Source organism: Rufibacter latericius (assembly GCF_003721515.1).
Classification (GTDB): domain Bacteria; phylum Bacteroidota; class Bacteroidia; order Cytophagales; family Hymenobacteraceae; genus Nibribacter; species Nibribacter latericius.
Window position 1 is genome coordinate 72,926 of the sequence record NZ_RJJD01000015.1, and the last position, 26,448, is coordinate 99,373.

A 26,448-nucleotide genomic window follows, 5' to 3' on the forward strand; every position below is an offset into this window, starting at 1 on the left:
CAGGAACGAACGTTAAATAAAACATAGCTGTTTGCTATATTCTGGGTCTACCCATAATTTAACATGGTTAATAGACTTGGTTGTGCGTAATGTTTGTAAGTTTACCTCACTAAACGTCTCCCCTATGTCTCCATTATTTTTAGATGCCATTGCGCTGACTCACCGTCCAGACCTGGACGTGTTGTTTCTGCGTTGGCCCCAACCGGTGTATGCCTTCACCGCGCGTGAGGTCTACCAACAGGTATTGGAGCTAGCCAAAGATACCCAAGCCCGTTATTGGTTGTTTGACATCAGGAGCCGAGGCCCGCTTTCCTTAGAGGATATGGCTTGGCTGAAGGAATCGTTTTACCCTACCCTGCACGGCCAAATGGGACATATCACCCACGTAGCCTACCTGATGTCTCCGGCCCATACCAAAGACCCAGAGACGAAGGCCCTAGCCGCAGATATGCGCAAACAGCCCTGGTACGGCCAAGGAGCTGATTTTGAAGGATTCACCTCCGAAACAGAAGCCCTGCGCTGGCTTAAAAAATGCCAATTGATTGAAGTAGAGCAATAATCTCTCTCGTAAAAAAACAGAATCGGCTTGGCGGAGGAAGTTTCCGCCAAGCCGATTCTGTTTTTACCAACCGACGAATTTCTGTTTCAGGGCCATTTTCATGAAACCAGCCCTGAAACGGCCTTACACCTCAAAGTCGTGGATGGGCTTTTTCTGGAAACTGTAAAACAGGTAGAAGAGCGCCGGCAGAATAAACACGCTGCCCAGCACCAAAGCCCAGCCCAGGGCATTGATCGTGGCAGCTGGCGCTTGGGTCTCCAACAGCGAGAGATGGGCCCCCCCTTGCAGCAAAATAAAATCGGGGAAATGGGCCCAACTGATGGCCAGCAAGATCATGGTCACCTGAAAGCCAGCCAACAGTCGCAACACTTTTCCCTGACCGCGCCCAAGCAGCACCCACAGCAACACCAGCGACAACGTAGCCAGCACAATCGAAGTGAAACTCACCGCATTCCCGAAGAGCCATTCCAGCAGCGGCACGCCTTCCAGTTGGGCAGCCCCAAACACCAAAGCCCCGCAGATGACCGCCACAATATTGATAATCCTGGCTTTCTCCACGAACCGGCGCCGGTCCTGTTCCTCGGCTTCGCCGATAAGGTAAATAGCGGCCAAAAATCCGCAGAGGGCCACAGTGAAGAAACCCACAGACACTGAGAACCAGTGCAGCCAGCTGAAGATGTAGGCCTCGGCAAACGTGGCGGCGTTTACGTCAATACGGCCCGAGACCACACTTCCGGCAATGATGCCCAGGAACAGCGGCGTCAGGAAGCTGGAATACACGAAGATATTGTTGTAGACCACCTGCATCTCATCCAGCACCGCATCATAGTGCCGAAACACGAAGGCCGTTCCCCGCGCAATAATGCCGATGAGCAGAATCACCAGCGGAATGTGCAGGTACACTGACATGGTGGCGTAAATCCTGGGGAAGCCCACGAACAGAATCACAATGGCGATGATGAGCCACATGTGATTGGCCTCCCAGATAGGTCCGATGGCGTGGTACATGGTGGTACGGGTACGGCGAATGTTTCGGCGATGCGTGAACAGTTCTATGATTCCGGCCCCGAAGTCGGCGCCGCCCAACAGGAAGTACAGCAAAATACCCAGGCAGAGAAAAGCGATGACAACGTAAAGCATGGCCTTGAATTAATGGGTTGCGTGCGCCGGTTCAGGCGTGATATCATAGAGTGTGGGCACAGCCTTTATCTGGCGATACAGCAGGTACACCACCACCAAGCTCAAGGACAAGTAAATGCCCGTGAACAGGTAAAAAGAATACGCAATGCCCGGCATGGGCGTCACGGCGTCTTCGGTGCGCATGATACCGTAGATAATCCAGGGTTGCCGGCCTACCTCGGTCACGGTCCAGCCGGCTTCAATGGCGATAAAACCCAGCGGAATAGCCAGCACGAACAGCCGAAGCAGCCACGTACTGTAAAGCCATTTCTTTTTCTTCCAGAGCGCCAGCAGGTACAGAAAGGAAACCAGCATCAGAAACGAGCCAAGCCCTACCATCACCTGAAACGCGATGTGCGTCACCAACACCGGAGGCTGGTCCCGCTCAGGAATCCTGTCCAGGCCGGTGACTTCCTGCTCAAAATTGCCATGGGCCAGAAAACTCAGCATACCCGGAATCTTGATGGCATAGTTCACCTTTTTAGCATCCTCATCGGGTAGACCGCCCAGCACCAGCGCCGCAGATTTCTCGGTATGGAAATGTGCTTCCATGGCTGCTAGTTTGGCGGGTTGCCGTTGAGCTACGTCCTTGGCCGAGAGATCGCCGGAGATGGGTTGCAGAAGGGCGGCTACGGCTCCAAAGATGGCCGCAATCTTGAAGGCCTTCGCATGAAACACCACGTTGCGCTTCTTCAGGATCATAAGCGCGTGCAGACCCGCCACCGCAAAACCCGTTGCCGCAAAAGCCGCCAGCGTCATGTGCAGGGCTTGCGTAAACCAGGCATCGTTGAACATGGCTTTGAGGGGATCGATGTTCAGGTACTGGCCATTCACGTAATCAAACCCCGCAGGGCTGTTCATCCAGGCATTGGCGGCTACCACCAGAATGCCCGAGGCCAGTCCGCTCAAGCCTACCACTACGCCGGTAAACCAATGGAACCACGGATTGAACCGGCCCCAGCCGTACAGGAAAAAGCCCAAGGCAATCGCCTCGATAAAGAAAGCAGTCCCTTCCAGTGAGAAAGGCATCCCGAAGATAGGCCCGGCGTGTTCCATGAACCTGGGCCACAGCAGCCCCAACTCAAAGGACAACATGGTACCAGAAACTGCGCCCGTCGCGAAGAAGATGGCCACGCCTTTGCTCCACGCTTTCGTGAGGCGCTTGTAGACATCTTGTTTAGTGGTGAGGTAACGGTAGTGCGAGACCGCCATGAAGAACGGCATGACCATGCCAATGCAGGCGTAGATGATATGAAAACCCAGCGACAGCGCCATCTGCGACCGGGCGGCAAACAGGTCATCCATGACAAATAAAGGTAAGTGGATACTCCGTCTAAAGTGCCGGTAAGGTAAGACAGGATTGCATAGCAGGACAGGAAAAAAGCAGATTTCTTCTAAAGGCCATTCCTGTTCCATCCAGCTTTCCGATAAGGAAGGGCACCATGAGGAAGCACATTTAGATGACCTTCCGCCACCTTGACCCCACTACCAAGTGCCATTTTCAGCTTGTTTTTCAGAAAAGAGGCTAAAAATGACCGATATCATTTCAGAGGTGGGCACCTATCCTTATCCTTGTGGTGTTTAACAAGAAGCAAAAAGCGTTAGAAGGAGATGGAAGAGACCAAACCAGATTTACAGACCGAGGCAGATATAAAGGTATTAGTTGATACTTTCTATGACCACGTAAACCAGGACGAGTTGCTAGCCCCGGTGTTCAACGAGTTTGCCAAAGTAGAGTGGGAACACCATTTGCCTAAAATGTATGCCTTCTGGAGTACGGTGCTTTTCGGATCGGTGGCGTATAAAGGCCAGCCTTTCCCCAAGCATCTGGCTATGCCCATTGACCGCCCCCATTTCACCCGCTGGATTGCCTTGTTCACCCAAACCGTAGATGAACTGTTTGAAGGTTCCATGGCCGAGCAGGCCAAACAGAAAGCTGCCAGTATTGCCAATATCTTCCAGATGAAAATGGGCCTATGGGCTACGCCCCTGGCAAAGCCCTAACCTCTTTTAAGCCTGTTTTCCCAAAACAAGGTTAGAAACCCCAGGATTGCTGGCATGACGGCCGAAGATTTGAATACAACCTGTATAAAGCAGAAGCGGAAGCCTGATGGGGCTTCCGCTTCTGCTTTATACAGGTTGATATATGGCTAGATGGCAGCAGTTCCACATGACTACCATTCGGAAAGAGAAAAGAAAAAGAAGTGGGCGGATTTGCATTCCAACAACACCCTCTCGTACGACCGCCGCACTCCTTTATTTCATATATAATACAATTTACTTCTTCATCAAAAGCCTTATTGCGGGCTTATCTTCATGGCAACGGATTTCTCGGCTTTCAACAAGGCCAGCATCTGTTTTGCTGGTATATACGCCTCGCGCTTGCGCTGAATCAAAGCCCGTTTCTGAGCGAACTTCCGGTACCCTATTGCTCCAATAATCACGCCCAAGGGTATGATTGTGGCCGCAATCCACATAGAAGCCGCTGTATTAAAGAACTGGTGTAAGGAAACGCCTGCAATGATCAGCGAAAGAGAAGTCCTTAGATACGCCAGAAACGTGCGCTCATTCGCGAAGGAGGTACGTTCAATGGCCAAGGTATCTTTGATTTCGGCATTGGCTTTCTCCTTCACCTTCAGGTCTTTCTTGACCTCTTTCTCAAACTCAGGCGTCATGCAAAATTCATATTCCATACACTGGTTTATACGCCCCTTATTTCCGGAAAGATTTGGCAAAAATTAAACTTTACAAAGAACCTTTCTGCATCTTTCAGTTAACCGCAGAAAGGAAGGTGTTTTCTGCAAATTTCACTTCAATCATCTAGATAGCTAATCCCGTATATAAAGGCAGACTTAAAAAGTACTCTCATGAAAAGAATTGCGCTCTACGGTTTTCTCTTTATTGTTATTATTCTTAGCTCTGCCCATGCCTCTCTGGCCCAACAGACCTCAGATTCCCTTCTCACGCAAGCCAATATAAAAGACAACACCATTTTCTGGAAGCAGGACAAACTGGTGCAGCACCGGGGCGGCAAACTCTATGAAGTGCAGGAACCGGTACAATACAGCAATGGCACCATTGTCTCTCCCACCGGCCAGGTACGCCTGCCAGACGGCAAGAACTACACCTTAAAACAGAAGAACGCGGTGAACCCGCAGGGCAGGGTAGTATTGGTAGCCGATGATATTTTCACGCACCACACCATTGTAGAGCACGAAAAGAAAGTAGTGGGCGATACGGAGGTGCGCATTGTAACGGTAGATGGCCAGATGGTGTCAGCGGGCAACCAGAAACGGAAATATACTTACTCGCTGGCGCAGGAGAAGAAAATAAAGCTGTTGGAGCAGTTGGTGAAGGTACAGGAGCAGCGTGCCGCTCTGCTGGAAGGTAAACTCACAGCCTCTGAGCAGAAAAGCATTGAGGCCCACTTCAACGGCTTGAACAAGCAGCTCTCCACAATAAACCAGCTATTGCAGACCTTATCTTCCTCTGTTAAGTAAGCTTTAAGCCTTCTTTTTGTGAATCCGCCACAATCTACTATCCCCGCCGCTTTAAAAGTAAAACGTCCGTGGGGCAGGGCCCGTGACGCCGTTCTGATTACGTGTGGCATCTGCTCTGCGGGCTTGGGCCTGAAGGGGTTCCTCATCCCTAACCATTTCATTGACGGCGGTGTCACCGGACTTTCCATGCTTTTATCCAAGAGCACCGGGGCCCCGCTGTCTCTGCTGATTTTGTTTATCAACGCCCCGTTCCTCATTGCCGGCTACACCCAAGTGGCCCGATCATTCGCGCTCAAGAGCCTGCTAGCCGTGATGGGTTTGGCGCTACTGTTGCTTACCATCGATTTCCCCACCATCACCGATGACAAGTTGCTGACGGCTGTCTTCGGCGGCTTTTTCCTGGGAGCGGGCATTGGGCTTTCCATCAGGGGTGGCTGCGTGCTGGACGGTACAGAGATCCTTGCCTTGCTTTTAAGCAAACGCACCAGCCTTACCATTGGCGACGTGATCCTGGTCATCAACGTGTTCTTGTTTATGGGAGCGGCCTTTCTCTTGGGGGCCAGCCCGGCCATGTACTCGGTGCTCACGTATCTTACCGCCTCCAAAACCATAGACTTTATCATCAACGGGATTGAGGAATACACCGGGGTCACCATTGTCTCGGTGCACAGCAACACCATGCGGCAGGCCATCTTAACGCAATTAGGCCGGGCGGTGACTATTTACAAAGGACAACGGGGCTTCACGGGCGAGGAGGTGGACATTCTTTACTGCGTGGTGACCCGCCTGGAGGTGCAGCGGCTCAAAACCCTCATCACCGACCTGGACCCCGGCGCTTTCATCATCACGCACAGCATCAACGATACCTCAGGCGGCATGATCAAAAAGCGACCGCTCTCCCATTGACTTTCAATTCTCCTTTTTCTGTTACGGCACTTTTTGGCTAGCAAGACCCGCATAGACGCACCTTGCTAGCCATTTTCTTTTTGTGCGCTCACTTGCAGCCACTTAGCCAGACAGAACAGAATCTTTTACTTGATTTTCTTTTTTTCTGGGCCAAAAAACAGAAGATTTGCTTTCATTTGCAGATCAGAAAGAAGTAAATTTAGGATCTGATCATGTGTACTGGTGTGATATTTGAGGGTATTTGGTTTTCTGCGCTTGTGCTTTAAAGGCAAGTTTCCGAAATCAGGCCTTAAACCCGGAAAAAAAATATTTTTAAGAAGTTTTCACCCGTTGCATTTCGATCTTCTATTTTCTATATTTGGTAATCAGATAAAAACCCAATCTTAAAAACCTAACCTCACAATATGGCATAAACCTCTACGTTACTTTAATTGTAGATTTAGATGAATACAGTACAGCTAAATGATTCGGCGTTAGTAACGTCGTATATCGCTGGTAACGAGAGCGCATTTGAGGAATTGGTTAGCCGCCACAAAAGCAAGGTGTATACCACCATTCTGCTTATAGTGAAAGATACCTACACAGCCGAAGACCTGCTACAGGAGACGTTTGTGAAGGCTATCCACACCATGAAAAGCGGTCGTTACAACGAAGAAGGCAAATTTTCATCCTGGATCTGCCGTATCGCCCATAACTTGGCTATTGATTACTTCCGCCGGGAGAAACGGAGCCCAATGATTACTTTGGAAGACGGCAGCAATGTGTTCAACACGTTAAGCTTCTCTGAGGAATCAGTGGAATCCATCCGGATCAAAGAGGAAACCCATGCCCGCCTGCGAGACTTGATCCAGCAGTTGCCGGCCGCGCAGAAAGAGGTGCTGATCATGCGCCACTACGCTGACATGAGTTTTCAGGAGATCGCAGAGGCAACCGGGGTTAGCATTAACACGGCTTTGGGCAGAATGAGATACGCATTAATTAACCTGCGGAAAAAAATGTCCAATGATAAATCAGCCTATGACCAAAACCTTTACTCATCATGATCTAGTACGGTACCTTTACAACGAATTGCCTAAACCGCAACGCCTGGCCCTGGAAGAAGCCTTAATGGTAGACCAGGAACTAGCCGAAGCCTGTGCTGATCTGCTCCTCACCCAGCTTAGCTTGGAGGAAGCGCTCACCCAACCAAGCGAGCGGGTCACCGACGCTATCATTAGCTACTCAAAAACAGTAAGTTTACATCCGTAAAGGATGAGATTCACCTAAACTAACAGAGCCCCGATGACCAATGGTGATCAGGGCTCTGTTGGTTTTAGCCATGTCCAAACGCCCCCCTTCCGCTATAGCTCTTTAAGAAACGCAGTGCAGTAGAATTAATCTTTTCAAAGCCGTACCTTTATTGGCAGAAAGAATGCTTACCTATGCGCAAACCAGAGCGGTACCGTCACCTCATCTCCTATTTCACCCAGAACTTCCCCGAGGCTGAGACCGAGCTCGACTACCGTAATCCGTATGAGCTGCTGGTGGCCGTTGTCCTGAGTGCCCAATGCACCGACAAGCGGGTAAACCTGGTGACACCGCCTTTGTTTGAAGCGTATCCAACGCCCGAGATGCTGGGTTCAGCTTCTGCCGAGGATATTTTCCCCTACATCAAAAGCATCTCGTACCCCAACAACAAAGCCAAGCACCTGGCCGGCTTGGGCAAAATGCTGACCGAACGGTTTGGGGGCGAAGTGCCGTCTTCCATTGAGGAACTCCAACTGCTGCCCGGCGTAGGGCGTAAGACAGCCAACGTGATTGCCTCGGTGATTTTCAACATGCCAGCCATGGCCGTTGATACGCACGTGTTCCGGGTCTCTAAACGGTTAGGCTTGGTGAGTAGTAAAGCCAAAACGCCGCTGGAAGTAGAGAAAGAACTGCTGAAACACATTCCGGTAGACTTAGTCCCCAAAGCCCATCACTGGCTTATTCTGCATGGCCGTTATATCTGCCTGGCCCGCACCCCGCAGTGCGAACGCTGTCCTCTCACCCATTTTTGCGCCTATTTTGAGAAAAACTGGCCAAACAAGCCCGATGATCCACAGAATAAATTAGGGTAGCCCAAACGTTTTAGGTCTGTTTTCAACAAAATAAGGCCAAAACCTTTCCGCTAATTCATCACCTGAAGAAGGAACAATCAAGCTAGTTTCGGCACAGATAAATTCATCAACCAATTTTACTTGCTCTTTCCTGAAACCGGCTTTTAAATAGTTGCCACTAAAATATTCACGCATTCGCCTCAGGAAAAGGGGGTAAAAGAGCTTTTGCCTGTCTCTTTTCTATCAGAGCTTTGGATGCCATTGCTTCAATCAAGAATAGACTTAAGGTGATGACTACTGCCCTAAATTGCCAGATACTGCTCCTGCTCCTCTCCTTCTTTTCAGTTCCGTTCATAAGTAAGGCACAGGAACCCGCCTCCTCAGACCTGTACAAGGCCATCATGCGGCAAGACAGCCTGCTGTTCAATGTGGGGTTCAATACCTGTAACATCGGTCAGTTCGAGAGCCTGCTCAGCAATGATTTCGAGTTTTACCATGATAAGGGCGGCATCACGTCTTCCAAAGCAGAGTTTATCGCAGGCTTTAAGAATGGGCTGTGTAAATCACCTTCCACGTACCAGTCGCGGCGCGAATTGGTGACTGGCAGCACCGAGGTTTTCCCGCTGTACAAGAACAAGGAGCTGTACGGCGCCATCCAGACGGGGCGGCATCGGTTCTATGAGAAAGAGGCAGCCAAGGCCGAGACCTTCGCCAGCACCGCCCGCTTCTCGCATGTGTGGCAACTGGAAAACGGAAACTGGAAATTCCTGCGGGGATTAAGCTATGACCACCTGAGTTCCTCTTTCCCAGACAAAGGTGCCCCAGTGTTCAACAACGATGCCGACTTGGAAGCCTGGCTCACCGACAATAAATTTCCCGCTCTGGCCATGGGTATCATCAACGACGGAAAACTGCAGCAGATCAAGGTCTTCGGTGAGCTGAAAAAAGGCACTCCTGCTCCGTACAACACCATCTTCAACGTGGCTTCTCTGGCAAAACCCGTTACCGCCTTGGTAACCATGAAGCTGGTGGACGCCGGGAAATGGAAACTGGATGAGCCGCTAGCCAAATACTGGACCGATCCAGACATCGCCCATGACCCCAGAAGCAAGAAACTCACCACCCGCCATGTCCTTACGCACCAAACCGGTTTCCCTAATTGGCGCTGGATGAATGAATCCAAGAGGCTGGCTTTCCAATTCGATCCCGGGGCCAAGTACCAGTATTCTGGCGAAGGCATGGAGTACCTGCGAAAGGCCCTGGAAAAGAAATTCAACCGCACCCTGGACCAACTCGCCGATTCCTTGCTTTTCAAACCACTAGGCATGAAAGACACCCGGTTCTACTGGGATAAAAAGGTAGATGAAAGTCGGTTCGCGCTTTGGCACGATACGAAAGGCGGCCTGTACGAAACCTACAAAAACACTAGCGCCAACGCCGCCGATGACCTTTTAACCACCGTGGAAGATTACAGCAAGCTTCTGATTTCAATAATGAACGGGGCTGGACTTTCCCAAAAGACGTTCACCGAAATGGTGTCGCACCAGCATAAAACAAAAGAAGGGCTCTACTTTGGGTTGGGCTTTGAGGTGTTTGACTTAGGCAACGGAGAATACGCCCTGTCGCACGGCGGATCAGACAAAGGCACTTCGGCTATTTTCTTTGCTTTCCCGAAATCCAAAAAAGGGTTCATCATCTTCACCAACGTAGACGATGGCTACCGCTCCTATGACAAACTGATCAAGACCTACTTGGGTGACAGGGGCCAGAAACTCGTGAACATCGCCCTACAGGAATAGCTCGCCTTGTTACCTGTTTTGAGCCACTTTCTCGAAAATAGCCTCTAAAGCGGGTACCATTTGTAGACGGTCAAACTGGGAACGGGCCACCTGGGCGGCGCTCGCCCGCATGGCTGTCATTTCATTGGGCTGGCTCAGGCGCTTCCTCAAGGAATTTGCCAATGCTTGTGCATCTCCGGCGGGCACGTACCAGCCACAGCCCTGCGTTTCTACCAGGGTCTTGGTCCAACCGGGATTGGTCACTACCACGGGAGTTCCTACGGCCAGGCTGTCAAAAAGCTTCCCTGGCGAGTTCACCTCCAGTACCGGCAAATCGATAAATGACACCACTGATACCACGGCAATAGAGAACAAGGAGAAGATTTCATGCCTGGGCAGCGGGGGTAATAGCCTGATATTAGTTTGCTGTTTTGTGGCTGTTTCCAGTAAAGGAGCATCAAATCCCTGCCCGGTGAATACAAAGCAAATGTCTGGCTGGCCTTTCAACAGTTCAGCGGCCTTTACCAACAGAGGCAAATCGTTCGCTCTTCCATAGGTTCCGGCATACAGCACCACTTTTTTACCTTGCAGCCCTAGTCTTTCCCGCAGAATTTCCTGCTCTGCTAGAGAGATAGATTGCTGTGGGATTTCGGTACCGTTGACTAGCGTGGTGATTTTCCCAGGGGAAATGCCCTGTTGCACGATGTATTTTTCCATACCCGGCGAAAGAGGAATGATGTGCGCGGCCTTTCGGTACAGAGAAGCTTCCATTTTGTAGAGGCCTTTCTGGGCCACTTTTGACGGAACGGCTCCCATCTGGATAGGGAAAGAAGGCCAAAGGTCCTGTACCTCAAACACCCAAGGCACCCCTCTGACCCTGGAAACCTGCGCCGCGGCCCAGGCGGTGGTCAATGGCGTGGAAACGCCCCAGATGACATCGGGTTTGGGAAGGCGAAGGCCTTTGATTAGGGCATGGGTGGCAAAGGAGCTGAACGCCTGTAGCCGCTGCACCACACCCATCTTGTTTGAATACGGCACGTCTACAGACACCAGCTCTACCCCAGGCGGCACCCAATCATACAATTGCGTGAGGCGTTTGCTTTCCCAGGCATTGGACGTAATGAGCGTAATTTGGTGCCGTTTCACCAGCTCAGCCATAAACGTATAGTGCCGGCACGTGGCTGGGCAGTCTGGGTTATGGTGGTACTGGTGAAACAGCGCGATGTGCATGAACACAGGAAGAAGTGCGCTTTAGGCCTGCTTTTCTTAAAACAAGCCTAAAGCGAGTGAAAGTTATTTTTTCTGCGGCTTGTATTTAGATCGCTCCAGAATCTTGCGGGCGTCTTTCTCTTCCATGAGTTGCTGCAGCGTCACCTCTGGGTTATTCTCCATGTACTTGCGCACAATCTGCCAACCTACCCAGGTAGCCACCCGGCCCGGGCAACGTTCACTGATCTCGGGCACGTTGGGCCGCTCACCGATGTATTTCCTGATGATGAACTGGCTGGTCTCATACAACAGACCTTTCTCCACCAGGTGCGCCCAGATTTTGCCTTCGTTGTAGTTCACATCGGCTAGTTCCTGGCCAGAGTACCAGATGATCAAAGAGTCTGGCGTGCAGGGCAGCACCTTTTGGGTGAAGTAATACGATTTGCCGTAGTCTATTATCTCATCCAACATCTCCTTGTTCACGAAATCGGTTTTGTTGAATTTGTTCGAGACCAGCAGCATGACAGACGGTACCAGGTTCTCTTTCTCGTAGCGCTCCAGTATGTACTGCGGCGCCTGCGGCCGATATGATGCCTTCTTCCCAATAAAGTAATCCAGGCCCAACACCACCAGGCTGTCGCTCACCAGCAGGTCACGGCTGAGGCCCGAAATAAAGGTCTGTACTTTGGGCACCTGAAAGGATGGAAAATAATGTTTCACGTGCTTGAACCCGTTCTCCATATCTTGGGTGACGTCTTTCATGTCCCCGAAACGCGCATCGCTCTGCTGGGCCAGTTTATGGATGCTGGTATCGGTGGCCAGACGGAGCAGGTTCTGCGCCATGAGTTCTTCTGAGGGATAGCGGTCGCGCAGCAGGAATTTGTCTCTTAAGAGCGGCTCCTCGTTCAGAAAAGCCTGCATCTCTGGCACAGTTTTTATCTTGAAGAAGCGGCTCTCCAGCCGATCAATTTTGAGGTCTACCGGAATACGGGATACTTCTTCCGGGATTTCACACGTTTCCTTTTTTGAACAACCAAAAAACACCACAACAGTAAACAGCAGCAATAAATAGCCTCGCATCCTTATTCTTCCTTTATCTTTAAGCAAATTTAACGTACTAATCCTTAATACCCTCTTACCCTATGAAGATGATTCGATTTACTCCCCTTATTCTGGTGCTGGCCGCTTTTTTATCCTTCTCGCAGGAAGCATCCGCCCAAATAGAAATTGGGGTGAAAGTATCGCCCTCTGTTACTTCTACCCGCACCATTGCCAAAGACCAGTATAACTTCAAGAATGAAGGCGCAGGCATTGGGTTTGGAATGGGGGTGATCGGCGATTATTTCTTCGGGGCGAACTACGCCTTCAGCACCGGTCTGCTCTACAACGTAAAAGGCGGCGAAGTATCGTATGATTACCGCCAAATGAACGGCACCGCCGAAACCCGTATCACCGGTTCAGACGATATCAACCTGCAGTACCTGGAGATTCCTATCTCACTGAAGCTCTTCACTAACGAGGTAGCCACCGATACCCGCCTGTACTTTCAGGCAGGCACGTCTTTGAACACCATGCTGGCAGCCAAGGTCAACGACAAGAAAGTAGACACTGAAGGCGACAAGTACACCAAGCGTTTCAACACCTTTGAGATTGGGGCCGTGTTAGGCGCCGGCGCCGAGTGGCAACTGGGCCAGAGCACCAAAGTTTTCGGGGGTATATCATACCACCGCGGCCTCACCGATGTAGACGATGACTACTATGCCGGTACCTTCAGCGACAACAAGGTGGAACTGAAGAATAACTCTTTCGCCCTTGATTTCGGGATTAAGTTCTAATCCTGTTTTCGCCTTGGTTTTGCCAAAGAAGGCCTGAAACAGAAACCCCATTCACGAAAAAGCCCCCGTTTCACAACGGGGGCTTTTCTTTTATATCGCAGGCAATTAGAAACGTTACTCTGTCTCTACTGCGCGGTCTTGTAACCCATTTACTTCAGTGTAAGCCGATTTCAGCTCAATTTCGTCGCCGTGTTCATCCATCACCTTGAATTCTGTGAGGGCCAGGGCCGTATCTTTCATCACGTTCACCCGCTTGAAGTGCTTCAGGAACCATCTCCGCTGTTTGGATAAGATTCCTTTGGTGTAGTACGCGTGCAAGAACGGATGCACATACAGCGTAATGTTTTTCTGATTCTGGCGAGTCAACAGATCTTCAATGGTCTGATCTATTTCATCGGTTACCAGAATACTGGCGGATATTTTGCCGCTGCCTCCGCAGGTAGGGCATACCTCGCCGGTTACAATGTTCTGCTCAGGCCGTACGCGCTGGCGGGTGATCTGCATGAGGCCGAATTTGGAAATAGGAAGTACCGTGTACTTAGACCGGTCTTTCTTCATTTCCTCCTTCACTACATCCTGCACTTTTTGCCGGTTCTCGGCCGACTTCATGTCAATGAAATCCACTACAATGATTCCACCCAGGTCCCGAAGGCGCATCTGACGCGCTACCTCTTTTGCCGCAGTAAGATTCACATTCAACGCGGTCGCTTCCTGGTCCGTCTCGGAGTTGGATTTGTTTCCGCTGTTCACATCTACCACGTGCAGGGCCTCGGTGTGTTCAATTACCAGGTACCCCCCGCCGGGGATGCTCACTGTCTTCCCGAAGAGGGATTTCAGTTGCTTTTCAATGTTAAACTGTTCAAAGGTTTTCACCTTTCCCGAGTAATGCTTCAGAATCTTCAGCTTATCCGGGGCTATGGTTTCAATGTACGTCTTGATTTCGTCGTGCAGCTTGGCGTCATCCACCACAATGCTGTCAAAACTTTCATTCAAGATGTCTCTCAACATGGAGGAGGAGCGTCCTAGCTCCCCAATTACCTTGTCGCGTTCCTTGGCGGTACGCAACTTGGCAATGCCTTCTTCCCAGGTAGCCAGCATGGTGCGGAGGTCTTTGTCTAATTCCGCCACTTCACGGCCTTCGGCCACGGTACGGATGATCACCCCAAAGTTTTCCGGTTTAATGGAAGTGATGAGGCGCTTTAGACGCGTACGTTCCTCTTTGCTTACAATCTTCTTTGACACGCTTACCGTGTTAGAGAAGGGTACAAGCACCAGGTAGCGGCCCGCCAGGGAAATCTCACAAGAAAGCCGGGGCCCCTTGGTAGATATTGGCTCTTTTACAATCTGAACTAAGACTTGCTGCCCTTTTTTGAGGACATCGGCCATTTTGCCCAGTTTGTCTATTTCGGGCTCAAACTTCACAGGCCCAAGCTTGGCGGTGGTGTTTTTCTGGGTCTGCACCGCTTTCACGTATTTGTTCAGAGTCTTGATGTTCTCTCCCAAATCATGGTAGTGCAGAAATGCGTCTTTGGTGTAGCCAATGTCAATGAACGCTGCGTTCAGACCGGGCATCACCTTTTTCACGGTTCCCAGGAAAATGTCTCCTACTGAGTAGTTCGTATCATTCCGGTCGAAGTGATACTCTACCAATCGCTTGTCCTGAAGAAGGGCTATTCGTTCTCCATCTTGAGTAGAATTAATAATTAATTCGTTACTCAATGTATTAGATGCTTAGGTGGAAGAATATACCAAAGCCCATCATTACCTGAATTGGTAATGTGGGCTCTCAGAATCAAAGGCTAGGCCTTATTTTTTCTTATGTCTATTCTTACGAAGACGCTTCTTTCTTTTGTGAGTAGAGATCTTATGTCTTTTTCTTTTCTTACCGCAAGGCATAGTGTTGATTTTTTATGTGTGAAAAATTCTTTAACTCTTCTTATTGTGCGCTGTTCAGGCGCTGCAGGTAACTGTCTACCGAGGCCTGCACCTCTGGGTCTTTGCTGATCTGCTTGACCTTTAGGAAGTTTTTCTGGGCTTCTGCCTTCTTCCCTGTTTCAGACAACGCCACGCCCATGTAAAAGGTGCCCTCTACGTGGTTGGGGTTCACTGCCAACAGTTCCTGGAAACGCTCTACCGCCTTGTCATACTGATTTGACTGGATAGACAGAACACCCAGGTTGAACAGGGCCTTCTCGTTTTTAGGATCTGCGGAAATGACCTCGCGTAGCAGGGTGATTCCTCGCATAGGGGTGCTGCTGGAGATGTAGGTCATGGCCAGGTTGGTTTTGGCATCCAGGTTGGTGGGGTTGTTTTTCAGCACTTGCTCATACAACCCTTGCGCTTTGCCTCCCAGCTCCTGCGAGCGTTCCTGCGTGGCGGCAAAGGTGAATGCCTCAAAATACTGATCGGCCGCCTTCTGGAAGCTTTTCTCGCCTGGTTTCACCTGCGCTACCTGCTCGTAGTAATACCCGGCGCTGTCATGTTTGGCAACGGCCGCGTATTTCTGCGCCAGTTCATCTGCCAGTTTGCCTTTGGCCTGCGGATTGCTCTCCCGGTTGAATTTGTTGCGCAAATCGGCAATTTCTTTCACCTGGGCGGGGGTAGCTACCACGTGCGCAGCGGCAGGAGTAGCATTTTCAGCGGCATGGTCTTCATGGCCTTCATGGTTGGGGTCATGGGTAGACTGGCCTTGATTGGCAGCGGCTCCGTTAGCAGCAAACTCGCCTTTCTTATCTTTATTGATAATCACTTTCGGTAACAGCGCCATCAAAACGGCCAGCACCACGGCAGAAAGAATGAGGGCTATCCGACCTTTTGTCATACGCTTGTTATCCGGAAATTATTATGAAGCAAATAGTTAAGGCTGCAAAGGTACAAAAAACTAAGAAACTACGGTTTCTTTGATCTTCTTGCTGTTTTTGATCTTAGAGACAAACGTCTTAGACGGCTTGAAAGAGGGGATAAAATGCTCGTCAATGATGATAGACGTGTTTTTGGAAATATTACGGGCCACTTTCTTTGCGCGCTTCTTGTTTACAAAGCTTCCAAAGCCACGCACGTAAATGTTATTACCATCGGCCATGGAATCTTTTACCACTTTGAAGAACGCTTCAACGGTGGCCGCAACATCAGATTTCTCAATCCCTGTCTTATCCGCAATTTCTGATATAACTTCTGCTTTAGTCACTTGTTTAACCTGTTTAAGTAATTGAGTAAAGATGAATATGTTTGTACAAACGTTATGCCGTACTGCTACGGCACCCCTGAAATCGGGGCACAAAGGTAGTGGGCCTTTTCGGAAAGTAAAACAATTTATGTAAAAAATCTGTTCTCCTCAGCGTTGCATAAGAACAGCAAACCAATACGTTAAAGCCTTTTCATGGCCAGCACCCCTTCTTCATTTAGTAATACTCTCATAGATTGGTATCACCGTCACCAGCGTCCGTTGCCTTGGCGCGAGACTACTAATCCATACGCAATCTGGCTTTCTGAGATCATTCTTCAGCAAACGCGGGTACGCCAGGGCCTGCCGTATTACCTCAAATTCATAGAGCGGTTCCCTACCGTGCAGGACTTGGCTAACGCCCCAGAAGATGAAGTATTGCGTCTCTGGCAAGGCCTGGGCTATTACTCCCGGGCTAGAAACCTGCACTTTACGGCTAAACAGGTGGTGACAGAGTTTGGCGGCGAGTTCCCCAGGAGTTACGCCGGTCTGCTCCAACTGAAGGGAGTGGGTTCCTACACTGCCGCAGCCATCGCCTCCTTTGCGTACCGTGAACCCGTGGCCGTACTGGACGGAAACGTGTACCGGGTACTGGCCCGGGTCTTCGGGCGGCACGAGAACATCGCCGCTCCGGCCAGCAAGAAAATTTTTGAGGAAATCGCCAACCAACAGATTTCTTTGGACCACCCGGACACCTACAACCAGGCGATCATGGAATTCGGGGCCATCCAGTGTACGCCCGTGGCACCCGACTGCCTGTTCTGCCCCTTGCAGCAGGAGTGTTTTGCCTTTCAGCACGGCCTGGTCAATGTATTACCTGTCAAGGAGAAGGCTAAAAGCAGCCGACACAGGTTCTTCCACTACCTGGTTTTGCAGTACGAAAATAAGCTGTATTTGAGAAAACGGCCCGGAAACGACATCTGGCAAGGCCTCTACGATTTTTTCTCCCTGGAGACAGACACCCTTCTTCCTGATCCTGCCCTGTTTCAGGGCCAGATTTCTGAAACTCTGCAGATTCCAGCGGTTCCTTTCAGCTTCACCGGAAGGGTGTACAAACACATTCTGAGTCATCAGAAAATCTCCGCCCAATTTCATCTGGTTACGCTTCCTTTTCGTTTAAGGGAGGAAACAGAAGAAAGCATTGGATTACAGCTATATTCCATAGATGAAATAGAAGAACTTCCTAAGCCAATTCTGATCCATTCATTTTTAAATGAGCATTTTTTTTAATATTTTTATAAGCTAAATCAACTATAAACCACCAGATTTCAATCTATGGCAAGCATTAATAAAGTTATCTTAATCGGCAACCTTGGCAAAGACCCGGAAGTGCGCCATCTAGAAGGCGGTGTGGCAGTAGCCCGTTTCCCCTTGGCTACTTCTGAGACGTTCAAAGACAAGAACGGCGAACGCCAGGAGCGCACCGAGTGGCATAACATTGTGGTATGGCGCGGCCTGGCAGAGGTGGCTGAAAAATATCTAAAAAAAGGCCAGTCTGTCTACATTGAAGGCAGAATCAGGACGAACAGCTATCAGGACAAGGATGGTGTGCAGCGGTACAGCACCGAGATTGTAGCCGATAACATGACCATGCTGGGCGGACGCCCTGAAGGTGGGTCGCAGGGAGGCGGAAGCTTCAGCAACGAACCCTCTTCTGCCAGCGTAAATACTACTGCCAGCAGTGGCCAAAGCAAAGGCGGAAGCCCCAAGTCTGTAGCCTACGACGAAGAGCCAGACGATCTGCCTTTCTAACCTATTGTTGAACCAACCATTGACTTTTGGAAAGTATACCTCCATTAGGAGAGCCCTCCAGTTGGGGCTCTCTCTTAATTTTCTCCCCTCCCTCTTTCATGGGGGTGGATTGGGTTCTACCTGCCGCCCTTTTTGTGCTGCTTTTGGGCAGCAACCTGCTTATTACGGCTTCTTTGGCCGCTTTTCAGCAATTTCTTAGCAACACCACTTCTCTAACTCAGGCCCAAAAGGCGGCCGCTTTACCCGCCAACCTTTACAATGACCCAGAGCGGGTGGTACTGGCCGGGGTTTTCCTCGCAACCATGCTTTACCTATTGGCTGGGGTAGATGGTTACTGGCTCCTGACGCTTCTTTTCACTCCCACTACTGCAAACCCGTGGCTAACTGCCGGATTGTGCCTGGTAGGGTTGGTAGCTGCTTTGACGTTAATGCGGGCGTATGCGGCCCACCAAGGCAAAAGAAGTCAGGCGACCTCATCCTCCCCCATTCTGATTTCGGTCCTGAAAACGGTAAATACCTTGGGAGCGCCGCTTGCTTCCCTGCTTTTGCCGCTTCAGCAGATAGTAGGCCGTACGCGGGTGGTGTTTGGTGCTCCATCCCCTTCTGAAGAACTCTCGCTTTCCCTTGACCAGGCACCCACTGAACCAATTTCCCCGCAGGAAAAGGGATTGCTGAAAGCCATTGTCAACTTCAGCTCCATCACGGTGAAACAGATCATGCGGTCCCGGACCGATGTGGTTGCCCTCCACCGTCGGTTGCCTTTTTTGGCGCTGCTGAAACAGGTGCATCAGTGTGGCTATTCGCGTATTCCGGTCTATTCACAGGGGGTAAACAAGCTGGATGGCATCCTGTATGTGAAAGACTTGCTTCCTTACCTGAACGCCCCCGTTGATTTTGTCTGGCAAAACCTGATCAGAACCCCTTACTTTGTACCGGAAAACAAGCAAATAGACGAACTCCTGCGCGAGTTCCAGGAGCGAAGGGTGCACATGGCCATTGTGGTGAATGAGTTCGGAGAAACCACCGGGCTGATTACCTTAGAGGATGTAATTGAGGAGATTGTGGGCGAGATCCACGACGAACTAGACGAGGAAGAAGACCACTACTATACGCAACTAGACGAACACACGTTCCTGTTTGAAGGACGCACCACGTTGCACGATTTTTGCAAAGTTGTTGACCCACCTTCAGAACTTTTCAAAGAAATCAAGGGAGATGTGGAATCGGTGGCGGGCTTGGTTCTTCGGCTGTTTTCCCGTATTCCGCATATCGGCGAAGAAATCCAATTCGGCCCATACCTCTTCCGGATTGAAGCCGCCGACAGTAAAAAGATAAAGAAAGTACGAGTGCACGAAGCAGTACCCCACCCTCATAATGAAAAAGAATAACCTCTTCTCTTTGGCAGCCCTGCTGGCCTTTTTTGTGGTATTGACAGGCTGCGCCGAGGACTATACCCCCAAACCAAAGGGCTTTAACCGCATTGACTTACCTGACCCGCAGTACACCCAATTACAGGAGCAGCACCCTTACACGTTTGAGCATTCAGTGTATGCCAAAATCCTCCGTGATTCTTCTCGTATAGCCGAACCTCACTGGATAGACATCTACTATCCGCGTTTTAAGGCCAATATTCAGATAACGTACAAAAACTTCAACCAGGACCCCAAGATGTTCAACGGCTTGGTGGAAGACGCGCGCAAGCTTACCTCACGGCACCAGATCAAGGCCTACGCCATTGAGGAAAGCCAGATCAAAACGCCTACCGGTATCACTGCCAGCGTGTTTGAACTAGAAGGTGAAGTACCCAGCCAGTTCCAGTTTTATCTCACTGACAGCAGCAAGCACTTTTTTCGGGGAGCTTTGTATTTCAGAACGGCTACTTCCAATGACTCTCTCGCACCCGTGATTGAATACCTGAAGAAAGACGCCGTACACCTGCTCAACACCTTACACTGGACGGCACAGGTAAAATAACCAAGCGTTTAGAGGCTGTTTTTGGAAAAGCAGGCCCAAAACGAAACAGGCTTGTTACTTCTTAAAGTGACAAAGGGCTTGCTTGAGACGTTAATCACTTCTCAGGCAAGCCTTTCTGTTTAGCGACCGTTTTTCAGATATTCAGCTCAATCCAGACCGGCCCGTGGTCACTTGATTTCTCCCATCCTCTCACTTCACGATCTACTCCGGCGGAAACCAAACTGTTGGTAAGCTTGGGGCTGAGGAGTAAGTGATCAATCCGGAGGCCGGCATTTCGGCCGTAGGCGTTGCGGAAGTAATCCCAGAAGGTATAGATGGTTTCGGCTGGATAAAGGTGCCGAAGCGCATCGGTCCAGCCCTGGTCTTTCAGGTCCTCGAACGCAGCCCGAGACTCGGGCCGGAACAAGGCATCTTCCACCCATCGCTCGGGCTTGTAGGCGTCTTGTTCGGTGGGAATCACGTTGTAGTCTCCCGCCAGCACCACCGGAGCATCTGAGGCAAGAAGCTCTTTGGCGCGGGTCTTAAACCGATCGAACCAACGCAGTTTGTAGTCGAATTTAGGTCCGGGGGCCGGATTGCCGTTGGGCAGGTACAGACATCCTATCAACACGCCGTTCACCATGGCTTCCAGGTAGCGGCTTTGGTCATCTTCTGGGTCACCCGCCAGACCTCGGCCAACTTCCTCGGGTTTCTGTCCTTTGGCCAGGATTGCTACGCCGTTCCAGCTTTTCTGTCCGTGCCAGACGGCCTGGTAGCCGATATCCAGCAGCGCCTGTTCCGGAAACTTTTCCTGCGGGGTCTTCAATTCCTGCAAGCAAGCCACATCTGGCGCAGTTTCCTCCAACCAGCGGAGCAGAACCGGCAGGCGGGCGTGGATTCCATTTACGTTGTAAGTTGCTATTTTCATGGTTTAGGTAGTTCTAAGAGCGGTGCTTTATTGGGAAACTTCCAGTAACATACGGCTTCCGCTTTCCTAAGGCCATGCCGCAATCAGGGAAAGACTTGCCTGCCTCAGACCTTATGGTTAGCTTCAACCCCGCAATGCCGCAAAAGACAGACAGGCTTTCATTCTGCTCTTCCCAAGACTGACCAGACAATTTACTACACCAAGATGACCTCCCAATCATACCTCATCAGAAACGCAGATCCAAGCGAATTTACAGCGCTAGGCCAACTCATGGTGCGGGTGTATTCCCAATTGGAAGGCTTCCCGAAGCCCGATGAACAGCCGGCCTATTACCAGATGCTCTCCAACATCGGGGATTTCACTCAGCACCCGGATGTAGAGATTTTGGTGGCAGTTTCTGAAAAAGGCACGATAAACGGAGGGGTGGTTTTCTTCCGTGACCTGCAGTCCTACGGCTCGGGCGGAACGGCCACCCAAGAGAAAAACGCCGCCGGCTTCCGGCTTTTGGCGGTTCCCCCCGAGGCCAGAGGGCTGGGCATCGGCAAGGCTTTGACCCAGGAATGCATCCAACGAGCGAAAGACCTCCAGCTATCCCAGGTCATCATCCACAGCACCAAAGCCATGCAGACCGCCTGGAAAATGTACGAAAAGCTGGGTTTCAGAAGATCTGAGGACCTGGACTTCTTGCAGGGCGATTTACCGGTGTTTGGGTTCAGGCTGCATTTGAAGAAGCCCTAATCTGGGCTGCTCAAGTTTTATGGCAAGACGGTTTGAGGTAGAACCAAGCACATTTTTTAGGTGGCCTCAAAAGAGTGGTTTCTGAGAAAGCGCAGCACGTGGTAGGGCAACAAAACCAATCTTCCGCTTTTAGCCTGGTTTCAGGAAAACAACCCTTAAACGGCTTTGTCTAGCTCTTGGTAAAACAAGCACCTGGGAAAGCGGTTAGTGGAAGAAAACCTCTTTCTACTTTCTTGCAGCATGTACCAACGGTTAAGAGACTACATTACCGCCAGAGTGCCTACAGATGACCACACGCTGGATGCTATCTGCGCGCATTTTACGCCTCTCAAGACCAAGCGCAACCAACTGCTGCTCCAGTATGGCGAGACCTGCCAGCAGTATTATTTTGTCAACAAAGGATGCATCAGGCTTTTCACCTTGAACAAAGACGGGGTAGAGACGTCACGGTTCTTCGCGTTTGAAGGAGGCTTTGGCACCGCTCTTCCCAGTTTCATTGAACACACCCCCGCCACTGAGTACATGCAAACCATTGAGAAGTCTGAGCTGCTGCAAATCTCCAGAACAGATTTCTATCATTTAGTAGATACTGTGCCGGCGTTCGGGTTCATCTACCGGCAGATTCTGGAGTTGGGTTTTATCACCGCCCAGAAGAGAATCTACGGCTTTCAGGGGTTTGACGCGCTGGAGAAGGTACAATGGGTCATCCAATACCAGCCAGATTTTCTGCTACGGGTCTCCAACAAGATGGCGGCCTCGTACCTGGGCCTCACTCCCAGCACTTTAAGCAGGATAAAAGCCAGGCTTTGAAAACGTTGCCCTAGGTCAATGTTTAGCGGTGTAGCTCCCGGTACCTTTGCAGAAAGAGCTACCCGCATGAAAAATATTGCCGTTCTATTGCTTCTGCTTATCCCAAGCCTGCTGTTGGCGCAGGTGGCAGCCTCCAAGAAAAATACCTCGTCAGCCAAACAAGCCTCTGAAACTTCCTTAGACCGAAAGGAGTTCACCGTAGCGGCTCACCAACTCACCCTGGCAGCGGCCTTGCAGATGCACCGCCAAGCCGTAACCCAAGCGGGCTCCTTGCAAAAGGAAATCGCCTTTGCGGTGGTGGATGCCTCGGGGCAGACCATTTTACTTCTCAAAGGCGATAGGGTGGGACCGCATAACACTGAAGCAGCCCGCCGGAAAGCCTTTACCGCCCTATCCACCAAAACCGCGACCCTTCTCCTGGGCAGGAACGCCAAGACCAATCCTGACACGCAGAACCTAGCCCACTTGCCAGAGCTTTTACTGTTGGGCGGCGGCATTCCCCTTTGGTACCAAGGACAGGTCATCGGGGCAGTGGGCGTGGCTGGGGGCGGAGGACCGGAACAGGATGACCTCATTGCCAAAGCCGCCACCCTTAAAGAAGCCGGAATTACAACTCATTAATTTTCAACCTAAGAACAAGCCATGAAAAAGATTCTTTTCAGCTTCCTGCTGAGCGTACTCACCACCATGACGTTTGCCCAAACGCAAACCCACCAACTCTCCAGCCATATTCTGGACATCTCCACAGGCAAGCCTGCGGTGGGCGTTCCTGTGAAACTAGAGAAGCTAAACGAGCAGACCAAAACCTGGTCACAGGTAGAGGTTAAAACCACGGACGGGAACGGCCGCATCAAAGACTTTCTGGATTACCAAAAATCGGAGAAAGGCATTTACCGGCTCACCTTTCTTGTAGCCGATTATTTCAAAGCCCAGAAAGTGGACAGCTTTTACCCGTTTATAGAAGTGGTGTTTCAAATCAAAGACAAGGACCATTACCACGTGCCCATCACCCTGTCTCCCTATGGGTACAGCACTTATCGGGGAAATTAGGCGCTCCTGAAGAGGCGTACTGCCCGCAAGAGGAACTCCCGCATTGGGGTTCTTCTTGCTGTTTGCGTCTAGGACGGGAAGACTGTTTATGAGCCGATTTCCAGAAAACAGGCAAAAAAAGCCCCGGCGTACACCGAGGCTCCTCACTTGCCACTCCATGGCTTAACGCTCGCCCAGCGTGATAGGTGCTTACCATTAACCAGTAACAGCCTAGCACAGATGTTAGCTCCTTTCTTTAGTGAATAGATATAGCTACATACGAAATCCCCTATACTTGGGTACATGTAGAAACACCTAATTCCACCTTGCTCCGGAAAAATTTCAACATGGGTGGCCAGACAAGTGCTGTTCTTTAACATTGCCACAAAACCGGCTAATCTCATTAGCCTGCCTCCCATCTTTTGTGTAATTTTACAGGGCGGCTTCCTTCCGTTTCCGGGCCTATTTCCGGAAAACAGGTTCAAAACACGGCTGTTTCTCCTATCAGTGTCATCAGGCTTTTTCCATACCAAAATTGAGTTCTTGAAAGGGGTAGGTCCGCAGCGCGCCACGCTGTTGCAGACTGAGCTGGGTATCTTCACCTACGGCGACCTCATCCAGCATTACCCGTTCCGGTACATGGACCGTACGCAGTTCCACGACATCGCGGACCTGAACGAAGACATGCAGTACGTGCAGATCAAAGGCCGTATTCTGGAGAAAAACCTTTTGGGCGAAGGCCGCAAACAGCGCCTTTCGGCGATCATCCGAGACGCGTCCGGCGAGATGGAGCTGGTCTGGTTCAAAGGGGTGAAGTGGCTGAACGTGCAACTGAAGGTTAACCAGGAATACATCGCCTTTGGGAAGCCCAGCCTGTTCAACGGCAAATTCAACATGGCCCACCCAGAGTTGGAGGAAGCCACCGAGGTAAAGCAAGGCCAGAGTTTTCTGCAGCCCGTCTATAACACCACCGAGAAACTCAAAAACCACCGGGTAGACAGCAAGGTCATCGGGAAGATGATGGCTGATCTGCTGAAGCAATCCCCTACGCACCTCTCAGAAACGCTTACCCCTGAGTTGGTGGATCACTACCGCATGGTGTCCAAACGCGAGGCCATGCTGCAGGTGCATTTCCCTACCAACTGGGATACTTTGCAGGCCGCACGCTTCCGCCTGAAGTTCGAGGAGCTTTTCTACACCCAACTGAAGTTGCTGCGCACCCGCACCAAACGCAAAGCCGAGCTGGCCGGTCAGGTCTTCAGCAAGACGCCCACGCTCACCGAGTTCTACAAAAACCACCTACCTTTTGATCTCACCAACGCCCAGAAACGGGTGGTGCGTGAGATTTACCAGGATGTGACCGCGGGCAAGCAGATGAATCGACTGTTACAAGGCGATGTAGGCAGCGGCAAGACCATCGTAGCCTTCGTGACCATGCTCCTGGCTACCGACAACCGTGCCCAAGCCTGTATCATGGCCCCGACCGAAATCCTAGCCGACCAGCATTACCAGGGCCTGAAAAAATACGCCGATGCCCTGGGAATCCTGCTGGGCAAACTTACCGGTTCCACTAAAAAGGCTGACCGCCGCGTGTTGCACGAGCAACTGCGCAACGGCGAGATGAAGATGATTGTGGGCACGCACGCCTTACTGGAGGACGAGGTACAGTTCCAGAACCTGGGCTTATGCATTGTGGACGAGCAGCACCGTTTTGGCGTGGCTCAGCGGTCTAAACTCTGGCAGAAGAACCCACGCATCATCCCGCACGTGCTGGTCATGACGGCCACCCCAATCCCCCGCACACTGGCCATGACTTTATATGGCGATCTTGAGGTATCCGTGATTGATGAACTACCCGCTGGCCGCAAGGAGATCATCACGGTGCACCGCTATGACAGCAACCGCCTGAAGGTGTTCGGGTTCATCAGAGAGCAGATCAAACTGGGGCGACAGGTGTACATTGTGTATCCTTTGATTGAAGAATCTGAAGGCCTGGAGTACAAAGACTTGATGGACGGCTACGAGAGCGTGACCCGCGCTTTTCCGGAGTACCGCGTGAGCATGGTCCACGGCAAAATGAAACCGCAGGACAAGGATTTTGAGATGCAGCGCTTTGTGAAGCATGAAACGCACATCATGGTGGCCACCACCGTGATAGAGGTAGGCGTCAATGTGCCCAATGCCAGCGTGATGGTAATTGAGAATGCAGAGCGTTTCGGGTTGGCTCAGTTGCACCAGCTGCGCGGCCGCGTGGGCCGGGGAGCCGACCAGAGTTACTGCATCCTGATGACGGGGTACAAGCTCAGCAAAGAAGGCAAGACCCGGATTGAGACCATGGTGCGCACAAACAACGGCTTCGAGATCGCCGATATTGACCTGAAACTACGCGGTCCGGGTGATTTGATGGGAACCCAGCAAAGCGGGGTGCTGGACCTTTTAATAGCCGATTTGGCGAAAGATGCTAAAATCCTGAAGGAGAGCCGCCATGCAGCCCTGCAGATCATAGAAAAAGATCCGGACTTAAGTCTTCCGGAGCATGCCAACCTGTTGCGGCACATCCGGTCGCTGAGTGCCAACGCCGTGAACTGGAGTCGTATCAGCTAGACCTGAGTCTGGATCTTTAGGAACTGGATTAATTTAATGAGTAAGTAGCTGTTTCTGCCGTATTTTCTCCTTTTCTGATTGTTACTTCTGTACTCTTTGTCTGGTGGGTGAAAGGTATCCTTTCCTGGAGGTTCATTGAATAAATATCTTCAGTGGGGGAATTCTCCTTTTTGCTGATTTCTGCTGTTGTACTTTCTTTCAAAAACTTCCCAACTAGAATCATGCCCACCAAAACAAGCATCTTAAAAATAAATTTCATAAACGGACTATCAAATGTTTTTCAATAACTACACTAGCAAAATACGTGTCTCAATCACCAAGTACCATCAACGGAAAATCATGTTATTGTTAAATTTTCACTAACAGA

29 protein-coding genes are annotated in these 26,448 nt (G+C 50.7%); 18 read left to right on the forward strand and 11 right to left on the reverse strand.

Annotated features, from left to right (window positions below):
• The first annotated feature begins 124 nt into the window (after positions 1-124).
• A complete protein-coding gene (locus tag EFB08_RS17820; RefSeq protein WP_123128328.1) occupies positions 125-559 on the forward strand; it encodes a hypothetical protein in 435 nt (144 codons plus the stop codon).
• A gap of 123 nt (positions 560-682) precedes the next feature.
• Here EFB08_RS17820 and EFB08_RS17825 read toward each other — a convergent pair whose 3' ends face one another.
• Together EFB08_RS17825 and EFB08_RS17830 are read right to left on the reverse strand one after the other, a co-directional pair.
• On the reverse strand, positions 683-1,699 hold the full coding sequence (locus EFB08_RS17825; RefSeq protein WP_123128329.1) for a cytochrome d ubiquinol oxidase subunit II: 1,017 nt from the start codon (positions 1,697-1,699) through the stop codon (positions 683-685).
• A 9-nt stretch (positions 1,700-1,708) separates the two neighbouring features.
• Positions 1,709-3,043, reverse strand: coding sequence for a cytochrome ubiquinol oxidase subunit I (locus tag EFB08_RS17830; RefSeq protein WP_123128330.1), 1,335 nt, complete (start codon positions 3,041-3,043; stop codon positions 1,709-1,711).
• A gap of 306 nt (positions 3,044-3,349) precedes the next feature.
• Between EFB08_RS17830 and EFB08_RS17835 the strand changes: the two genes are divergently transcribed.
• Positions 3,350-3,742, forward strand: coding sequence for a group III truncated hemoglobin (locus EFB08_RS17835; RefSeq protein ID WP_123128331.1), 393 nt, complete (start codon positions 3,350-3,352; stop codon positions 3,740-3,742).
• Positions 3,743-4,035: 293 nt separating this feature from the next.
• On the opposite strand, the gene EFB08_RS17840 is transcribed toward EFB08_RS17835, so the two are convergent.
• Entirely contained in the window at positions 4,036-4,431 is a 396-nt protein-coding gene (locus EFB08_RS17840; protein WP_123128332.1) for a YidH family protein, read from the reverse strand.
• A gap of 174 nt (positions 4,432-4,605) precedes the next feature.
• Between EFB08_RS17840 and EFB08_RS17845 the strand changes: the two genes are divergently transcribed.
• The 5 genes from EFB08_RS17845 to nth all read left to right on the forward strand — a co-directional run bounded on the left by EFB08_RS17845 (position 4,606) and on the right by nth (position 8,243).
• On the forward strand, positions 4,606-5,238 hold the full coding sequence (locus tag EFB08_RS17845; protein ID WP_123128333.1) for a DUF6799 domain-containing protein: 633 nt from the start codon (positions 4,606-4,608) through the stop codon (positions 5,236-5,238).
• An 18-nt stretch (positions 5,239-5,256) separates the two neighbouring features.
• A complete protein-coding gene (locus EFB08_RS17850) occupies positions 5,257-6,144 on the forward strand; it encodes a YitT family protein (RefSeq protein WP_227006396.1) in 888 nt (295 codons plus the stop codon).
• A gap of 443 nt (positions 6,145-6,587) precedes the next feature.
• Positions 6,588-7,187, forward strand: a complete 600-nt coding sequence (locus EFB08_RS17855; protein ID WP_123128334.1) for an RNA polymerase sigma factor — start codon at positions 6,588-6,590, stop codon at positions 7,185-7,187.
• Positions 7,162-7,392: an anti-sigma factor gene (locus EFB08_RS17860; protein WP_123128335.1), complete on the forward strand. Its 231-nt coding sequence runs from the start codon at positions 7,162-7,164 to the stop codon at positions 7,390-7,392. Before EFB08_RS17855 ends, EFB08_RS17860 begins: the two co-directional genes overlap by 26 nt.
• A 173-nt stretch (positions 7,393-7,565) precedes the next feature.
• The gene (nth, locus tag EFB08_RS17865; protein ID WP_123128336.1) at positions 7,566-8,243 is read left to right on the forward strand and encodes an endonuclease III; all 678 of its coding nucleotides are present in this window, start codon (positions 7,566-7,568) and stop codon (positions 8,241-8,243) included.
• Here the strand turns inward: nth and EFB08_RS17870 are convergent.
• Complete coding sequence (locus EFB08_RS17870; RefSeq protein WP_123128337.1) at positions 8,235-8,417, reverse strand: hypothetical protein; 183 nt, start codon at positions 8,415-8,417, stop codon at positions 8,235-8,237. The two genes, nth and EFB08_RS17870, sit on opposite strands and share 9 nt — an antisense overlap.
• A 95-nt stretch (positions 8,418-8,512) precedes the next feature.
• On the opposite strand from EFB08_RS17870, the gene EFB08_RS17875 reads away from it, so the two are divergent.
• Complete coding sequence (locus tag EFB08_RS17875) at positions 8,513-10,021, forward strand: serine hydrolase (protein ID WP_123128644.1); 1,509 nt, start codon at positions 8,513-8,515, stop codon at positions 10,019-10,021.
• Positions 10,022-10,030: 9 nt separating this feature from the next.
• Here EFB08_RS17875 and EFB08_RS17880 read toward each other — a convergent pair whose 3' ends face one another.
• Positions 10,031-11,230, reverse strand: a complete 1,200-nt coding sequence (locus EFB08_RS17880) for a glycosyltransferase family 4 protein (protein WP_123128338.1) — start codon at positions 11,228-11,230, stop codon at positions 10,031-10,033.
• A 63-nt stretch (positions 11,231-11,293) separates the two neighbouring features.
• Complete coding sequence (gldB, locus tag EFB08_RS17885; RefSeq protein ID WP_227006397.1) at positions 11,294-12,289, reverse strand: gliding motility lipoprotein GldB; 996 nt, start codon at positions 12,287-12,289, stop codon at positions 11,294-11,296.
• A 62-nt stretch (positions 12,290-12,351) separates the two neighbouring features.
• Here gldB and EFB08_RS17890 point away from each other — a divergent pair, with 62 nt between their 5' ends.
• A complete protein-coding gene (locus tag EFB08_RS17890) occupies positions 12,352-13,044 on the forward strand; it encodes a porin family protein (RefSeq protein WP_123128339.1) in 693 nt (230 codons plus the stop codon).
• Between the two features lie 114 nt (positions 13,045-13,158).
• Here the strand turns inward: EFB08_RS17890 and EFB08_RS17895 are convergent, their stop codons facing one another.
• The 3 genes from EFB08_RS17895 to EFB08_RS17905 form a co-directional block, all read right to left on the reverse strand.
• Positions 13,159-14,763: an Rne/Rng family ribonuclease gene (locus EFB08_RS17895; protein ID WP_123128340.1), complete on the reverse strand. Its 1,605-nt coding sequence runs from the start codon at positions 14,761-14,763 to the stop codon at positions 13,159-13,161.
• A gap of 217 nt (positions 14,764-14,980) precedes the next feature.
• Positions 14,981-15,865, reverse strand: coding sequence for a tetratricopeptide repeat protein (locus EFB08_RS17900; protein ID WP_227006398.1), 885 nt, complete (start codon positions 15,863-15,865; stop codon positions 14,981-14,983).
• A 60-nt stretch (positions 15,866-15,925) separates the two neighbouring features.
• Positions 15,926-16,231, reverse strand: coding sequence for an HU family DNA-binding protein (locus tag EFB08_RS17905; protein WP_062543741.1), 306 nt, complete (start codon positions 16,229-16,231; stop codon positions 15,926-15,928).
• Positions 16,232-16,423: 192 nt separating this feature from the next.
• On the opposite strand from EFB08_RS17905, the gene mutY reads away from it, so the two are divergent.
• From mutY to gldD, 4 genes are all read left to right on the forward strand, one after another.
• A complete protein-coding gene (gene mutY / locus EFB08_RS17910; protein ID WP_123128341.1) occupies positions 16,424-17,497 on the forward strand; it encodes an A/G-specific adenine glycosylase in 1,074 nt (357 codons plus the stop codon).
• 45 nt (positions 17,498-17,542) lie between these two features.
• The gene (locus EFB08_RS17915; RefSeq protein WP_123128342.1) at positions 17,543-18,019 is read left to right on the forward strand and encodes a single-stranded DNA-binding protein; all 477 of its coding nucleotides are present in this window, start codon (positions 17,543-17,545) and stop codon (positions 18,017-18,019) included.
• A gap of 98 nt (positions 18,020-18,117) precedes the next feature.
• Positions 18,118-19,407 (forward strand): transporter associated domain-containing protein, encoded by a 1,290-nt coding sequence (locus EFB08_RS17920; RefSeq protein ID WP_123128343.1) that lies wholly within the window; start codon positions 18,118-18,120, stop codon positions 19,405-19,407.
• Positions 19,394-19,993, forward strand: a complete 600-nt coding sequence (gene gldD / locus EFB08_RS17925) for a gliding motility lipoprotein GldD (RefSeq protein WP_123128344.1) — start codon at positions 19,394-19,396, stop codon at positions 19,991-19,993. The genes EFB08_RS17920 and gldD overlap by 14 nt, the downstream gene beginning before the upstream one ends.
• 133 nt (positions 19,994-20,126) lie before the next feature.
• Here the strand turns inward: gldD and xth are convergent, their stop codons facing one another.
• On the reverse strand, positions 20,127-20,900 hold the full coding sequence (gene xth / locus EFB08_RS17930) for an exodeoxyribonuclease III (RefSeq protein WP_123128345.1): 774 nt from the start codon (positions 20,898-20,900) through the stop codon (positions 20,127-20,129).
• 204 nt (positions 20,901-21,104) lie between these two features.
• Between xth and EFB08_RS17935 the strand changes: the two genes are divergently transcribed.
• The 5 genes from EFB08_RS17935 (at position 21,105) to recG (ending at position 26,081) form a co-directional block, all read left to right on the forward strand.
• A complete protein-coding gene (locus EFB08_RS17935; protein ID WP_123128346.1) occupies positions 21,105-21,638 on the forward strand; it encodes a GNAT family N-acetyltransferase in 534 nt (177 codons plus the stop codon).
• Positions 21,639-21,878: 240 nt separating this feature from the next.
• A complete protein-coding gene (locus EFB08_RS17940) occupies positions 21,879-22,448 on the forward strand; it encodes a Crp/Fnr family transcriptional regulator (RefSeq protein WP_123128347.1) in 570 nt (189 codons plus the stop codon).
• Between the two features lie 66 nt (positions 22,449-22,514).
• Entirely contained in the window at positions 22,515-23,069 is a 555-nt protein-coding gene (locus tag EFB08_RS17945) for a GlcG/HbpS family heme-binding protein (protein WP_123128647.1), read from the forward strand.
• Positions 23,070-23,090: 21 nt separating this feature from the next.
• Positions 23,091-23,498, forward strand: a complete 408-nt coding sequence (uraH, locus tag EFB08_RS17950; protein ID WP_123128348.1) for a hydroxyisourate hydrolase — start codon at positions 23,091-23,093, stop codon at positions 23,496-23,498.
• Positions 23,499-23,984: 486 nt separating this feature from the next.
• Positions 23,985-26,081, forward strand: coding sequence for an ATP-dependent DNA helicase RecG (recG, locus tag EFB08_RS17955; RefSeq protein ID WP_123128648.1), 2,097 nt, complete (start codon positions 23,985-23,987; stop codon positions 26,079-26,081).
• Positions 26,082-26,109: 28 nt separating this feature from the next.
• On the opposite strand, the gene EFB08_RS17960 is transcribed toward recG, so the two are convergent.
• Positions 26,110-26,340, reverse strand: coding sequence for a hypothetical protein (locus EFB08_RS17960; protein WP_123128349.1), 231 nt, complete (start codon positions 26,338-26,340; stop codon positions 26,110-26,112).
• Positions 26,341-26,448: the final 108 nt, after the last annotated feature.